The sequence below is a fragment of the Pseudomonas sp. PvP025 genome, assembly GCF_017832155.1.
In the GTDB taxonomy this organism is placed as follows: Bacteria; Pseudomonadota; Gammaproteobacteria; order Pseudomonadales; family Pseudomonadaceae; genus Aquipseudomonas.
In genome coordinates, this window is record NZ_JAFIBJ010000001.1 from 3,156,971 (window position 1) to 3,170,958 (window position 13,988).

8 protein-coding genes are annotated in these 13,988 nt (G+C 62.2%); 6 read left to right on the forward strand and 2 right to left on the reverse strand.

Translation table 11 applies throughout. The features are described 5' to 3' along the window. Window positions 1–304 precede the first annotated feature (304 nt). Complete coding sequence (locus tag JOE32_RS13440; protein ID WP_209984981.1) at window positions 305–2,743, reverse strand: ATP-binding protein; 2,439 nt, start codon at window positions 2,741–2,743, stop codon at window positions 305–307. A 268-nt stretch (window positions 2,744–3,011) separates the two neighbouring features. Between JOE32_RS13440 and JOE32_RS13445 the strand changes: the two genes are divergently transcribed. The 5 genes from JOE32_RS13445 (at window position 3,012) to JOE32_RS13465 (ending at window position 7,965) form a co-directional block, all read left to right on the forward strand. After that, on the forward strand, window positions 3,012–3,500 hold the full coding sequence (locus tag JOE32_RS13445) for a DUF3015 domain-containing protein (RefSeq protein ID WP_209984984.1): 489 nt from the start codon (window positions 3,012–3,014) through the stop codon (window positions 3,498–3,500). 92 nt (window positions 3,501–3,592) lie between these two features. Further along, window positions 3,593–5,446: a DUF4105 domain-containing protein gene (locus JOE32_RS13450; RefSeq protein ID WP_209984987.1), complete on the forward strand. Its 1,854-nt coding sequence runs from the start codon at window positions 3,593–3,595 to the stop codon at window positions 5,444–5,446. Window positions 5,447–5,713: 267 nt separating this feature from the next. Next, entirely contained in the window at window positions 5,714–6,931 is a 1,218-nt protein-coding gene (locus tag JOE32_RS13455; RefSeq protein ID WP_209984989.1) for an MFS transporter, read from the forward strand. A gap of 109 nt (window positions 6,932–7,040) precedes the next feature. Further along, window positions 7,041–7,397, forward strand: coding sequence for a hypothetical protein (locus JOE32_RS13460; RefSeq protein ID WP_209984993.1), 357 nt, complete (start codon window positions 7,041–7,043; stop codon window positions 7,395–7,397). Window positions 7,398–7,467: 70 nt separating this feature from the next. Beyond that, a complete protein-coding gene (locus JOE32_RS13465) occupies window positions 7,468–7,965 on the forward strand; it encodes a GreA/GreB family elongation factor (protein WP_209984996.1) in 498 nt (165 codons plus the stop codon). Window positions 7,966–8,138: 173 nt separating this feature from the next. Here JOE32_RS13465 and ettA read toward each other — a convergent pair whose 3' ends face one another. Beyond that, a complete protein-coding gene (gene ettA / locus JOE32_RS13470; protein WP_209984999.1) occupies window positions 8,139–9,803 on the reverse strand; it encodes an energy-dependent translational throttle protein EttA in 1,665 nt (554 codons plus the stop codon). A gap of 283 nt (window positions 9,804–10,086) precedes the next feature. On the opposite strand from ettA, the gene JOE32_RS13475 reads away from it, so the two are divergent. Continuing rightward, entirely contained in the window at window positions 10,087–13,938 is a 3,852-nt protein-coding gene (locus JOE32_RS13475) for a bifunctional diguanylate cyclase/phosphodiesterase (RefSeq protein ID WP_209985002.1), read from the forward strand. Window positions 13,939–13,988 lie beyond the last annotated feature (50 nt).

The window sequence follows — 13,988 nt, forward strand, 5'->3', positions numbered from 1 at the left end:
AGAATAGAAGAAAACCAAGACAAACCAAGGCTGTAGAGACCAACGGCGATAAACCGTCAATTTAACGTCTCGCAGCAAACTGGAACCTCTGTGGCGAGCGGGCTTGTCGTGGCGAGCGGGCTTGCCCCGCGTTGGGGTGCGAAGCGCCCCCAATCGAGCAAAACGCGGCGTACCTGATACGGCTCAGCGCCTGGCTTTGGGGCTGCTGCGCAGCCCAACGCAGGACAAGCCTGCTCGCCACAGGGAATCTGCGCTTAACTGAACGGCATTAGGGCTTGCCCCCTCTCACACTGGTTACTCAGCGTCAGGTCGGTTTGGCTTCGGCCAGCGCCAACTGCGCCAGCTCCTTCTCCGCTTCTTTCAGGTCTTCCTCGCTGATCATCTCGGCAATCGCGCGCAGACGCTCGACCACCCGCGCATTCACCGTGCCTTCGGGGAATTGCCCTTCGTCGTCGGGCTCGCCGGCGTCCTCGCCCACCAGCAGGCTCAGCGCTTCATCCGCCTGGCGCACCGCGTAGATGTGAAACTGCCCGGCGCGCACGGCCTGCAGCACTTTCTCATCCAGCATCAGCGTGGCCACGTTGGCCTTGGGAATGATCGCACCCTGCTCGCCGGTCAGCCCGCGCGCTTCACAGAGGCGGAAGAAGCCCTCGATCTTCTCGTTGACCCCCCCCACCGCCTGCACTTCACCAAACTGGTTGATCGAGCCGGTGATGGCGAAGCACTGCTTGAGCGGCGTTTTCGACAGCGCAGAGATCAATGTGCACGCCTCGCCCAGGGACGCACTGTCGCCGTCCACATAACCGTAGGACTGCTCCAGCGCAATACTCGCCGAGATCGCCAGCGGGAATTCCTGGGCATAGCGGCTGCCCAGGTAACCGGTGAGGATCATCACGCCCTTGGAGTGAATCGGCTGCCCAAGGTTAACCTCGCGCTCGATGTCGACAATGCCGCTGCCGCCCGGGTACACCGTGGCGGAAATCCGCGCGGGCACACCGAACGCCGAGTCGCCGACTTCCAGCACGGTCAGGCCGTTGCACTTGCCCACGGCAGCGCCGGCGGTGTCGATCAGGATCACCCCGGCGAGCATGTCATCCAGAATCCGCGCCGAGACCCGCCCCGTGCGCGTGGCCTTGGCCTTGAGCGCGCGCTCGATATGCCCGGCATCGGTCATCTCGTCCCCCGCCAGGTGGCGAATGAAATCCGCCTCGCTCACCAACTGAAACAAATCACCGATGCGCGCCGACAGGCGCCCCTGGTGTTCCGCCAGCCGCGCGCTGTAAGTGGCCAGCCGCGCCACGGCATCCGAGGTCAGCGGCGCCATGCCTTCTTCCGACGTGCGGGTTTTGAGCAACTGGGCGAACTGCTCCAGGCTTTCGTCGACCATCGGAATGTCTTCGTCGAAGTCCACCAGCACCCGGAACATCTCCTGGAAGTCCGGATCGGCGTCCTGCAACGCGTAATACAGCTGGCGCGAACCGATGATGATCACTTTGACCTGCAGCGGAATCATCTGCGGGTTGAGGGTCACGGTGGCCAGGCGGCCCAGTTCGCCCAGGGGCGACTCCATCTTCAGTTTGCGCGATTGCAGGGAGCGCTTGAGCGCGTCCCACACGAACGGCTCGCCGAGCATTTTCTCGGCCTCAAGGATCAGGAAACCGCCATTGGCGCGGTGCAGGGCACCCGGACGCAGTTGGCGATACGTGGTGTAGAGCGCGCCCTGGTCGGTGCTGTATTCGATGCGGCCGAACAGGTTGTCGTAGGTCGGATGCGGCTCGAACACCACTGGCGCGCCACCGTTGACCGCATGGCCCACCACCAGGCTCGGGCAGTATTGCTCCTCGAGCAGCTTGCGCGCCTGGGCGTCGGTCTTGGCGTCGTCTACCAGTTGCTCGACCACGGTTTTGAGCAGGTACACCTGCATGGCTTGCAGGTAACCGCAAACACCTGCGTTCTCGGCGTACTTTTCCGACAGCGGCGCGAGCAAAGGTTGCAGGGCCAGGGTGATGGTTTCTTCGTTGAACTGGCGCAGTTGGTTGTTCGACTCACGCTTCCACTGCGGCAGGCTGGCCAGTTCTTCGTTGAGACGCTCTTCCAGCTCGGAGATGTCCGAGTGGAAGCGCTCGCGATCAGCCTCCGGCAACTGCGAGAACTCGGCCTCGTCCAGCGCCTTGCCGTCGAGCATCGGGGTGAAGGCGATGTTGGTGCTGTCGCGGTACAGCGCCACGTCCTTTTCCAGGGCCAGGCGCTCGATCACGTCCAGGGCCTTGTCGTAGCGCTGGTTGAACGCGCGGTCGATGGCGCTTTTGCGCTGTTGATAGGTCGGGTGTTCGAACACCGCCGGGAAGGTTGCCACCAGGTTGTCGACCAACCCGTTGATATCGGCGATGAACGCCGCCGCGCAGCCGCCCGGCAATTCCAGGGCACGCGGTTCGCGCGGCTCGTCGAAGTTATTCACATAGACCCAGTCCGACGGGGTCTGCAGGCGCTTGCCTTCGGCTTTCAGGTAGCGTTTGACGAACGAAAAGCGACCCGTGCCCGGCTCGCCCATGACAAACACGTTGTAACCGGGGCGTGGCATGGCCACACCGAACTGCAAGGCTTCAACCGCACGTTCCTGGCCAAGCACACCGCGAAAGGGCTCCAAATCATTGGTGGTCGAGAAGCTGAACTGTTCAGCGGAGAAAGGGCGAGTCAGCGCTTCGGGCGCTAGACGCAAGCTGGCAGCAACAGGATCAGGCATCGGGCTTCCTTACATCAGGCGGGGCAGATAACGGCATTCTGGCTCCCCCTTGCGCGCTCTGGCAAGGCGAGCCGTAGGGAAAGCATAGACAGCGAGCGCGTCCTGCAAAAAAATCGCGACAACGGCGATTGTTTTATAAAAACCCACGGAACCCTTCGAACGTGCCTAAACTCCAAACTGCGCGGGTTGGACTAATAACTGGCCCCTAGGGCGCGATCAAGCGCCTGAACCCCTTGTCCATTGGTTTGCACACAAAGAGAACAAAGCTATGAAACGGATCCTTCTTGGTACTCTTTTCACCGTCGTCTCCCTCAATGCAATGGCAGAAGCACCAGGCGGCCCGAACTGCGGTTGGGGCAACATGTTGTTCGAAGGCCAGCGCGGCACTCCAGCTCACTTCCTGGCTTCCACCACCAACGGCACCTCGGGTAACGCCACCTTCGGCATGACCTCGGGCACCAACGGTTGCAGCACCAACAGCGCCCTGACCTACGGCGGCAAGTCCTGGATTGCCATGAATGGCATGATGAACGAGCTGTCCGAAGACATGGCCAAGGGCAACGGCGAAGCACTGACCACCTACGCCGTGGTACTGGGCGTGGCGCCAGAAGACCGCGAGCACTTTGCTGCCGTGACCCACGAGCACTTCCAGCAGATCTTCAGCAAGGCTGACGTGACCGCTGACGACGTGCACAACAACACCCTGGCTGTACTGAGAAGTGATTCGCGTCTGGCGAAATACGCTACCCAGGCTTAAGCTCGACCTGCCCGCGCCTCTTGAGGCGCGGGTTTTATTTTTTGGGCCCGCCTCCCCTTTGGGTCTCACTTTTTCCGACTTAAGTAGCCCTTATGCTCAAACGCTTTGCCTGGCTGGCACTCTTCGCCTGCGCCCCGCTGTACGCGGCCCCGCATATTGATGATCAACGTTTGCAGCAACTGGCCAACGATCCGTTCTGGCTATCTCTGGGCCATTACGAAGCCGGCAAGATCAAAGGCTGGCGCAGCTATGTCAGCGACAAAAAATTCTTTCTCGCAGCCGACGGTGCCCACCACCCGGATGCCGAGCTCAAGGCCACCGTTGAAGCGTTGTATGCGCCGGCCAGCCTTGGCGAAAAACACGCCCAATGCGTTTACCCCGCGCGCACCCGCTGGCTCAAGGCGCAGTTGCAACTCAACGACCTGCCTGCGCTGGAGTGCAAGGAATTCACCCAGTGGTTCAAGGACGTCGCGCCCCACAGCGCGGTGATGATCTTCCCGGCGGCGTACCTCAACAGCCCGTCGTCGATGTTCGGCCATACCCTGCTGCGTATCGACCAGGCGGATGTGCAACGGGACAAGACCGCGCTGCTCAGCTACGCGATCAACTTCGGCGCCTACATCGAAGGCTCTGACAACAGCATTCTCTACGCCTGGAAGGGCCTCGCCGGCGGCTACCCCGGCCTGTTCGCCCTGGTGCCGTATCAGGAAAAACTCTCGGAATACCGCAGCCTCGAAAACCGTGACCTGTGGGAATACCGCCTCAACCTCACCGAAGTCGAGACCAGGCGCATGGTCGAGCACGTGTGGGAACTCAAGCAGATCAAGTTCGACTACTTCTTCTTCGATGAAAACTGCTCCTATCGCCTGCTGGAATTGCTGCAAGTGGCGCGCCCCAGCCTGCGCCTGACCGAGCAATTCCCCCTCACCGCCATCCCCACCGACACGGTCAAGGCGGTCAAGGACGCGGGCCTGGTAGAAAAAATCGATTACCGCCCGTCCCGCGAGCGCGAGTTGCTGGAGCGCGCCAAGCCGCTGGACGGCGATGAGCAGCAATGGGTGCTGAAGATCAGTGACGACCAGAAGCAGTTGCAGGCGCCGGGTTTCAAGGCGCTGCCGCGTGACCGCCAGGCGCTGGTCATCGACGCCGCCTACCGCCTGGGCCGCTACCGCGCCAATGGCCTGGAGCGCGACACCGCCCGCTCCCAGCGCAGCTTCGAATTGCTGCGCGCGATCAACCAGAACCCTGCGCCGGACCTGAAAATCACGCCGCCGGGCCTTCCGGAAAACGGCCACGAATCACGCACCTGGCAGGCCGGCATCGGCACCCGAGGCGACAAGGCCTTCGGCGAATACGGCCTGCGCATGGCCTACCATGACCTCAACGACAACGCCGAAGGTTTCCCCTTGGGTGCGCAGATCGAAATCCTGCAGATGAAACTGCGCCAGTACGAAGGCAATCACTGGCAACTGCAGCAACTGGACCTGGCCACCATCCGCTCCCTGACCCCGCGCAACGCCCTGTTGCAACCCTGGTCATGGCAAGTCACCGGTGGCCTGGAGCGCGTGCCGGGCAAACACGACGACGAAACCCTGGTGGCCCACGTCAACGGCGGCGCAGGCGGCACCTGGCAGCTGAGCGACGACATGCTCGGCTTCGCCCTTGGCACCGTGCGCGTGGAACACAACAACGACTTCAGCGAAGCCATCTCCCCCGCCGCCGGCTTCAACACCGGCGTGCTGTGGAAAAACCCGCTGGGCAACCTCAGCCTGGAGGCCAAGGGCGACTTCTTCACCAATGGCGAAGTGCGCCGCAGCATCAGCCTGAACCAGCAGTGGGAGCTGTCCCGCAACCTGGGCCTGCGCCTGAGCGCCCAGCGCGAGTACAGCCACCTGTCGACGCCGGTGAATGAAGTGATGCTGGAAGTGAAGTGGTATCACTACTGACCCACGCCAACCCATAGGGCCTCTGTGGCGAGCGGGCTTGCCCCGCGTTGGGGTGCGAAGCGCCCCCAATCGAGCAAAACGCGGTGTACCTGATACGGCTCAGCACCTGGCTTTGGGGCTGCTGCGCAGCCCAACGCAGGACAAGCCTGCTCGCCACAGGGAATCTGCGCTTAACTGAACGGCATTAGCGCAAGCCCGCTCGCCACGGAGGCTTGCGGCGGTGCTGAAAAATATCGTCGCCCCGTCTTCGCTGACAGAAGAGCTTTGATGCGTAAGGACTACCTGGCTTTTTTCATCTCGCTGTTTCTATCCAGGCTGGCCGATCAGATCCTGCTGTTCATCGTGCCGCTGGTGGTATTCCAGACCACCAACAGTGTCGCCTGGGCAGGGCTGGCCTTCTTCGTCGAATCGCTGCCGCGCTATCTCGCGTTTCCGTTGTGCGGCGCCCTGTGCGACAAATACTCCCCGATAAAAATCCTGCATATCAGCCAGGTCTACCGGGCCTTGCTGTGTGTGCTGGCCGTGGCGCTCCACGCTTTTTTTGGCGGTATCACCTGGGTGGTGGTGCTGTCGGCGCTGTGCGGGGTGCTGACCACGCAAGGCATCATGGCGCGCGAAGTGCTGATGCCGCATATCTTCGAGCACTACAGCTATACCAAAACCCTGTCGTATTCCCAGATCGCCGACCAGACAGGCCTGGTCCTCGGCCCACTGCTGGCGGCACTGATGCTGCAGGTGTGGGCCTGGCACTGGGCAGTGCTGGGGGTCGCCGGGCTGTTTTTGCTGGCGGACCTGAGCATGCTCGCGTGGCAACGCCTGAGCCGCGTGACCCTGGAGGTTTTCGAGCAGCATCAGGGTATCTGGCGGCGACCTCTGCGAATCGCGTTCGCGCATATCCGCCGTCTCACGGAGCTGAAAAAAGTCATCCTGCTGGCCGTAGGCGTGAACCTGATCGTCGGCGTCACCCTGGCCACCTCGGCGGCCATGGTGATCGGCCACTACCGCGCCGGCAAGGACAGCTATGCCGGGCTGCAGGCGGCGGGCGCGGTCACGACGATCGTGATCCTGTTTTTCCTCGCCCGAGTGGCACTGCCTCTGCGGCTGCTGGGCGGTATCGGCTATTCGATGATCGCCACGGGGGCCTTGATCAGCGCGCTGAGCCCGAACCTCGGCGGCTATGTGCTGGGTTTCCTGTTGATTACAGGCTTCGACAAGATGTTCAACGTCTACCTGCGCACCCTCCGGCAACGGGTGATCCCGCCCCAGGACTTCGGCAAGACCGTGGGCGTGATCACCTTGCTGAACAACCTGTCGCAGCCTCTGGCAGGCCTGCTGGTGGCATTGCTTGCGGCGCCGCTGGGCACGCAATCGGTGATCCTGATGTTGGCCGTGCTGGCGACCTTGCTGGGGGTGGGCGTCTGGTGGTGGTTCGCCAAGACACAGCCAGGGAACGTTGGGCACCGATCCAAACCAGATGAAAATTAAACGGTGAGAGGGCCCATCTCACAGCGTTCTCACCCGCCTTTCACGCCGCCCCGACAATTCCCTGACTAGACTTCCTCCCATAAGCCGAGAAACGGCCAGGGAGTACGCCATGTGGCGGTATGCGGTGATGCTGGGCGCGGTGTTGTGGTTGTCGGGTTGCCAAACAACCCATCAGGATCTGCTGGCCAAGGGTTATCCACCGGCGTTTGCCGATGGCTTCGATGATGGCTGCAGCAGCGGACGCCAGGCAGCCGGGGTGATCAGCGGGGAGTTTCGCAAAAATGTCCCGCGCTACCTGAAAGAGCGGGAATACGCCGCAGGCTGGGAAGACGGCTTTCGCCAGTGCAAGGCCATGCGTGAACATGAAGAACTGCGTGACTACAGAGACAATCGCTGGGACTACCGCGAGCGTGCCTGGCAGCGGGAGAAAGACCGCGACGCCGCCAGGGCCTACCGCGCCCAATAGATCGCTCCCACGCAGAACGCGGGAACGATCGTGTGGCGCACAGGGCCCAACCTCCATTGAGGAGAATGTCATGAGCCGAGCTTTTGTAAACGAAGACAACGCCGCCGCCCAGGCTGATCAACCGGTGGAACGTCAGGTCAGCGAGCAGCCCAATCACCTCACCGCGTCCGGTTTGGCGCAGTTGCAGGCCAGGGTTACGCAGTTGCAGGCCGAGCACAGTGCCGAGACGGCCAGGGGCGAACAGGCGGATAAGCAACGCCAGGCTGATCTCGAGCGGGATCTGCGCTACTTCAACCAGCGGGTACACAGCGCTCAGGTCGTTGCACCGGCCACGTCGACCGACAAGGTGCAGATTGGCAGTTGGGTCACCTTCGCCAACGCGCAGGACGAACAGCAGCGCATTCAACTGGTCGGGGAAGACCAGGCCGACGCCAATGCAGGCCTGATCAACTGGGGCTCGCCCCTGGGTCGCGCGCTGCTGGGTGCTCAGGTGGGCGACGAGGTGGTGTGGAAGCGGCCCGTCGGCGATCAGGTGATTGAAGTGTTGCGCATCGAGCCCGACGCTTAGCCCAAGAGGGTGCTGGCAGTTATACCGCTATCGGGAGCAAGCCCCCTCCCACAGGGGAATGCATTCCAGCTGTGGGAGGGGGCTTGCTCCCGATTAAGTCACCTCGGTATTCCTGAAAAAACGCAAAAAAAACGGAGCCCGAAGGCTCCGTTCTTACAAACAACCCGCCTGAATCAGGCCAGTTTCTTGTGCCGCACCCGGTGCGGCTGCGCCGCCGCATCGCCGAGGCGCTTTTTACGGTCTGCTTCGTACTCGGTGTAGTTGCCTTCGAAGAACACCGCTTGCGAGTCGTCTTCGTACGCCAGGATGTGAGTCGCGACGCGGTCAAGGAACCACCGATCGTGAGAGATCACAATGGCGGCGCCCGGGAAGTCCAGCAGGGCTTCTTCCAGGGAACGCAGGGTTTCAACGTCGAGGTCGTTGGACGGTTCGTCGAGCAGCAACACGTTGCCGCCTTCTTTCAGGGTCAGGGCCAGGTGCAGACGACCGCGCTCACCACCGGACAGGTCCTTGACGAACTTCTGCTGGTCGCCGCCCTTGAAGTTGAAACGGCCCACATAAGTGCGCGACGGGATTTCATAGTTGCCGATGCGGATCTGGTCGGAACCGTCGGACACCTGTTGGAACACCGTCTTGCTGCCGTCGAGGTCGTCGCGGCTCTGATCGACACAGGCAAGCTGCACGGTTTCGCCGATCTCGATGCTGCCCGAATCCGGGGTTTCCTTGCCCATCAGCATGCGGAACAGGGTGGATTTACCCGCACCGTTGCCGCCGATAACGCCGACGATTGCGCCTTTTGGCATGGAGAACGACAGGTTGTCGATCAGCACGCGGTCGCCGTAGCCTTTGCAGACGTTCTTGAACTCGATGACCTTGTCACCCAGGCGCGGGCCGGCCGGGATGTAGATCTCGTTGGTTTCGCTGCGCTTCTGGAATTCCTGCGACTGCATTTCTTCGAAGCGTTGCAGACGTGCCTTGGATTTGGACTGGCGGGCCTTGGCGCCTTTGCGCACCCATTCCAGTTCTTCCTTCATGGCCTTTTCGTGGGCCGATTGCTGCTTGGATTCGGCGGCCAGACGGTCGGACTTGGCTTCCAGCCAACCGGAGTAGTTGCCCTCGTAAGGGATACCGGCGCCACGGTCGAGCTCGAGGATCCAGCCGGCGACGTTGTCGAGGAAGTAACGGTCGTGCGTGATCGCAACCACGGTGCCCGGGAAATCGTGCAGGAAATGCTCCAGCCAGGCGACGGAATCGGCGTCCAGGTGGTTGGTCGGTTCGTCGAGCAGCAGCATGTCGGGGGCCGACAGCAGCAGGCGGCAGAGGGCCACGCGGCGTTTTTCACCACCGGAGAGGAATTCGACCTTGGCGTCCCATGCCGGCAGGCGCAGCGCGTCGGCGGCGACTTCCAGCTGGCGCTCCAGGTTGTGACCGTCGCTGGCCTGCAGGATGGCTTCGAGCTTGGCCTGTTCGGCGGCGAGCTTGTCGAAGTCGGCGTCTTCTTCTGCGTAAGCGGCGTAGACCTCGTCCAGGCGCGCCTGGGCGTTCTTGATCACGCTGACGGCCTCTTCGACCACTTCACGCACGGTCTTGGTCGGGTCCAGGATCGGCTCTTGCGGCAGGTAACCGATGTTCAGTTCCGGCATCGGGCGCGCTTCGCCTTCGAATTCGGTGTCGACGCCGGCCATGATTTTCAGCAGGGTGGATTTACCCGAGCCGTTGAGGCCGAGCACGCCGATCTTGGCGCCGGGGAAGAAGGACAGCGAAATGTTTTTCAGGATTTCCCGCTTCGGCGGAACAACTTTTCCCAGCCGATGCATGGTGAAGACGTATTGAGCCATGGTGAACCTAGCGTCAGTGACTGATGAATTGAGCGGGCGAAGCCCGTGCCAGGCCATGCGCGGCGCGGGCCTTTGACTATGATCAATGCCAGCGAGCGGAAAAAGCCTGAATGTCTGGGGCTGGAACGCCCCCGCGTAACCGGCAAAGCTACCTGAATGCGCCTGGTCAGTCCAGCCAGGCCAGGGCTGGCACTTTGCCACAAGTCAAGGCATGCTAGCCGCCCTCCGGGCGTCAGGCTTATAGTGCACGCCGCGCCAGTCCGCCAAACCGCAGGATCACAGCTTGTCCAACGTCACGCCGCCCTCGCCCCTGCGCGCCGCCCATCTGGCACCGGGAGCGCCCCTGCACGGCACCCTCAAAGGCGCATTGGCGACCCTTGTGCTGATGCTGCTCGCGCTGCTGTTCTGGCAGTTGCTTGACCAATTGCAGCAAAACCAGAAAAACCAGCAGCAATACACCATCGACTACAGCGCCGACTTGGCCGAGCAGATCAGTCTGAATATGGCCCTGAGCGCGAAAATCGCGTTGAACCTGCTGCCCATGGTCGAGCCCCCGCGTGACAACGAACAGCAACAAGCCCTGATGCGCAGCCTGCAACGCTCGCTGCCCGAGCTGCGCAGCCTCGCCCTGCTCGCCCCCAGCGGCGCGATCATCAGCGACAGCGCCACCGACAGCCAGGACAGCGCCTGGCTTGAAGAGCTGGTGCAACGCAGCCACGGCCAGTCCTATTACCTGAGCAACAACCAAGACGGCAGTCTTATCTACCTGCTGCTGCACCAGCCCAGCGGCGGCTCGCGGATGTACTGGGCGCTGCGCCTGGCGCCCGACTACCTGACCAACCTCACCCGCCAGGACGGCCAGGGTCAGCGGCCGATGTGGGCCATCGAAAACCGCATCAACCATCAGGTGGTCAGCCGTGAAGGCGGTATGTCGGCGCAAGGGGTCAACAACCTGACCACCGACGAACTGAACAAAAGCGTGCTGATCACGCCGTTGAGCAAAAGCGACTGGCAGTTGCGCGGCCTGTTCGACCGCAGCGCGGTGCTTGAGGAACTGCTGCCGGCGTTTATCGGCAAATGCCTGCTGGGCCTGGCATTTTCGCTGATTCCGGTGATCGTGCTGCTGAACATGCGTCGGCGCCAACGCCAGGTGAATGAAGGCCGGCGCCGCTATCAGGATATTTTCGAAGGCACCGGCGTGGCCCTGTGCGTGCTCGACCTGTCGAGCCTCAAGGCGTTCTTCGACAAGGCACAGTTGCACAGTCGCGAGCAACTGCACGCCTGGCTGCAGGACAATCCCGAGGCGCGCGGGCAATTGCTCAAAGGGCTGCGGATCACCGAGGTCAACCAGGTGGCCGTGCGCTTATTGAATGTCAGCTCCTGCGATCAGGCCTGGGAGCGCCTGCTCGATGACTCACCGCACAACGCCACCTCGATTGGCTACCAGGTGCTCGAAGCGGTGCTGACCCAGCAAAAACAGCTGGAGCTGGAGATCCAGCTCAACGATGTCGCCGGCAACCCGCAATACCTGTGGCTGGTGATGCGCCTGCCGGAACAGTTGGACGACTTCAAGGCGGTGATCCTCAGTATCAATGACATCACCAGCCGCAAGCTGATCGAGTTGTCGCTGGTGGAACGCGAAAGCTTCTGGTCGGACGTGGTGCGCACCGTGCCGGACCACCTGTATGTGCAGGACGTGATCAGCCAGCGCATGATCTTCAGCAACCATCACCTCGGCCATACCCTGGGCTACAGCAAGCCCGAACTTACGCAGATGGGCGAGTATTTCTGGGAGATCCTGCTGCACCCCGAAGACGCCGAGCATTATCAGGATCAGCGCCAGCAGCAGCGCGAGGTCGGCTATTCGACCCAGTTGCACTGCCAACTGCGTTTTCGCCATCGCAACAACCAATGGCGGCGTTTCGATATCCGCGAACAGGCCCTGGCCCGCGACAACAGCGCCCAGGTGACGCGCATCATTGGCGTGGCCAAAGACATTACCGACCAGATCGAAGCCAGCGAATCCCTGCGTGACAGCGAACAGCGCTACCGCATGCTGGCCGAGAGCATCAGTGACGTGATCTGCTCCACCGACAGCCAAATGGCCCTCAATTACATCAGCCCCTCGGTCAATGCGGTGCTGGGTTATGACGTGGAGTGGGTGTTCAAGCACGGCTGGCAATCGATCATCGCCAACCCGCAGCAACTGACCGGCATCAGCGCGCTGTTCGAACAGGTCAACCGCGCGGCGGGCGATCCGCTGGCGCTGGCGGCGCTGCGCGATGAAACCCACACGCAACTGTTCCTGTTCGACTGCCTGCGCGCCGATGGGCGCAAAGTGCCGATCGAGATGCGCCTGGTGCTGGTGTGGGACGAACACGGCGCCTTCGAGGGCATCCTCGGCGTGGGCCGCGATATCAGCCAGCAACGCCGCGCCGAGAAAGACCTGCGCATGGCGGCCACGGTATTCGAACATTCCACCTCGGCGATCCTGATCACCGACCCGGCCGGTTATATCGTGCAGGCCAACGAGGCGTTCAGCCGGGTCAGCGGCTATGCGGTGACGGATGTGCTCGACCAGTTGCCGAACATGCTCACCGTGGATGAACAACAGGAAGCCCACCTGCGCTACGTGCTCAAGCAGTTGCACCAGCACAGCACCTGGGAAGGCGAAGTGTGGCTCAAGCGGCGCAACGGTGAGCATTATCCGGCCTGGGTAGGGATTACCGCCGTGTTCGACGACGAAGGCGACCTGGCCAGCTATGTGTGCTTTTTCAGCGATATCAGCGAACGCAAGGCCAGCGAACAGCGCATCCACCGCCTGGCGTATTACGACGCCCTGACCCACCTGCCCAACCGCACGCTGTTTCAGGACCGCCTGCACACCGCGCTGCAGTCGGCCGAGCGGCAGAAGTCGTGGGTGGTGCTGATGTTCCTCGACCTCGACCGTTTCAAGCCGATCAACGACTCACTCGGGCATGCCGCCGGCGACCGCATGCTCAAGGAAATGGCCACGCGCCTGCTGGGCTGCGTGGCCGAGGACGATACCGTGGCGCGCATGGGCGGCGACGAGTTCACCTTGCTCCTGCAACCGAGGGGCAGTCGCGAACTGGCGCTGAACCGGGCGATCAATGTGGCCGAGCAAATCCTCGCCAGCCTGGTCAAACCCTTTGTGCTCGAGGGCCGCGAGTTCTTCGTGACCGCCAGTATCGGCATTGCCTTGAGCCCGCAGGACGGCAATGAGCTGAGCCAGTTGATGAAAAATGCCGACACCGCGATGTATCACGCCAAGGAACGTGGCAAGAACAACTTCCAGTTCTACCAGGCCGACATGAACGCCAGCGCCCTGGAGCGCCTGGAGTTGGAAAGCGACCTGCGCCATGCACTGGAGCAGGACGAGTTCGTGCTTTATTACCAGCCGCAGTTCAGCGGCGACGGCAAACGCCTGACCGGCGCCGAGGCGCTGCTGCGCTGGCGTCACCCGCGCCGTGGGCTGGTGCCGCCGGGAGACTTCATTCCGGTGCTGGAAGAGCTGGGGCTGGTGGTGGACGTGGGCGACTGGGTGCTCAGCGAGGCCTGTCGCCAGTTGAAAACCTGGCACCAGAACAAGGTGCGCGTGCCGAAAGTCTCGGTGAACATCTCGGCGCGGCAGTTCTCCGATGGCCAATTGGGCACGCGCATCGCCACCATCCTCAAGGACACAGGCCTGCCGCCGGCGTGCCTGGAGCTGGAGCTGACCGAAAGCATCCTGATGCGCGAGGTCAACGAAGCCATGCAGATCCTCGCCAGCCTGAAAAACCTGGGCCTGAGCATTGCGGTGGACGATTTCGGCACCGGCTATTCTTCGCTCAATTACCTCAAGCAGTTCCCCATCGACGTGCTGAAGATCGACCGCACCTTCGTCGACGGCCTGCCGTCCGGCGAGCAGGACGCGCAGATTGCCCGCGCCATTATCGCCATGGCCCACAGCCTGAACCTGGCGGTGATCGCCGAAGGCGTGGAGACCCACGAGCAGTTGGACTTCCTCCGGGAGCACGGTTGCGACGAGGTGCAGGGGTATCTGTTTGGACGGCCGATGCCGGCGAACCGGTTCGAGGCGCAGTTCAGCAATGAGGCGCTGTTCCTGTTCGACTGAACGCTTACCTGTAGCGAGCGGGCTTGTCGTGGCGAGCGGGCTTGCCCCGC

Excerpts from the sequence above, each read along its gene's own strand:
- ettA (WP_209984999.1), bottom strand. The coding sequence starts at position 9,803 with ATGGCTCAATACGTCTTCACCATGCATCGGCTGGGAAAAGTTGTTCCG.
- JOE32_RS13445 (WP_209984984.1), top strand. The coding sequence starts at position 3,012 with ATGAAACGGATCCTTCTTGGTACTCTTTTCACCGTCGTCTCCCTCAAT.
- JOE32_RS13450 (WP_209984987.1), top strand. The coding sequence starts at position 3,593 with ATGCTCAAACGCTTTGCCTGGCTGGCACTCTTCGCCTGCGCCCCGCTG.
- JOE32_RS13455 (WP_209984989.1), top strand. The coding sequence starts at position 5,714 with ATGCGTAAGGACTACCTGGCTTTTTTCATCTCGCTGTTTCTATCCAGG.
- JOE32_RS13440 (WP_209984981.1), bottom strand. The coding sequence starts at position 2,743 with ATGCCTGATCCTGTTGCTGCCAGCTTGCGTCTAGCGCCCGAAGCGCTG.
- JOE32_RS13465 (WP_209984996.1), top strand. The coding sequence starts at position 7,468 with ATGAGCCGAGCTTTTGTAAACGAAGACAACGCCGCCGCCCAGGCTGAT.
- JOE32_RS13460 (WP_209984993.1), top strand. The coding sequence starts at position 7,041 with ATGTGGCGGTATGCGGTGATGCTGGGCGCGGTGTTGTGGTTGTCGGGT.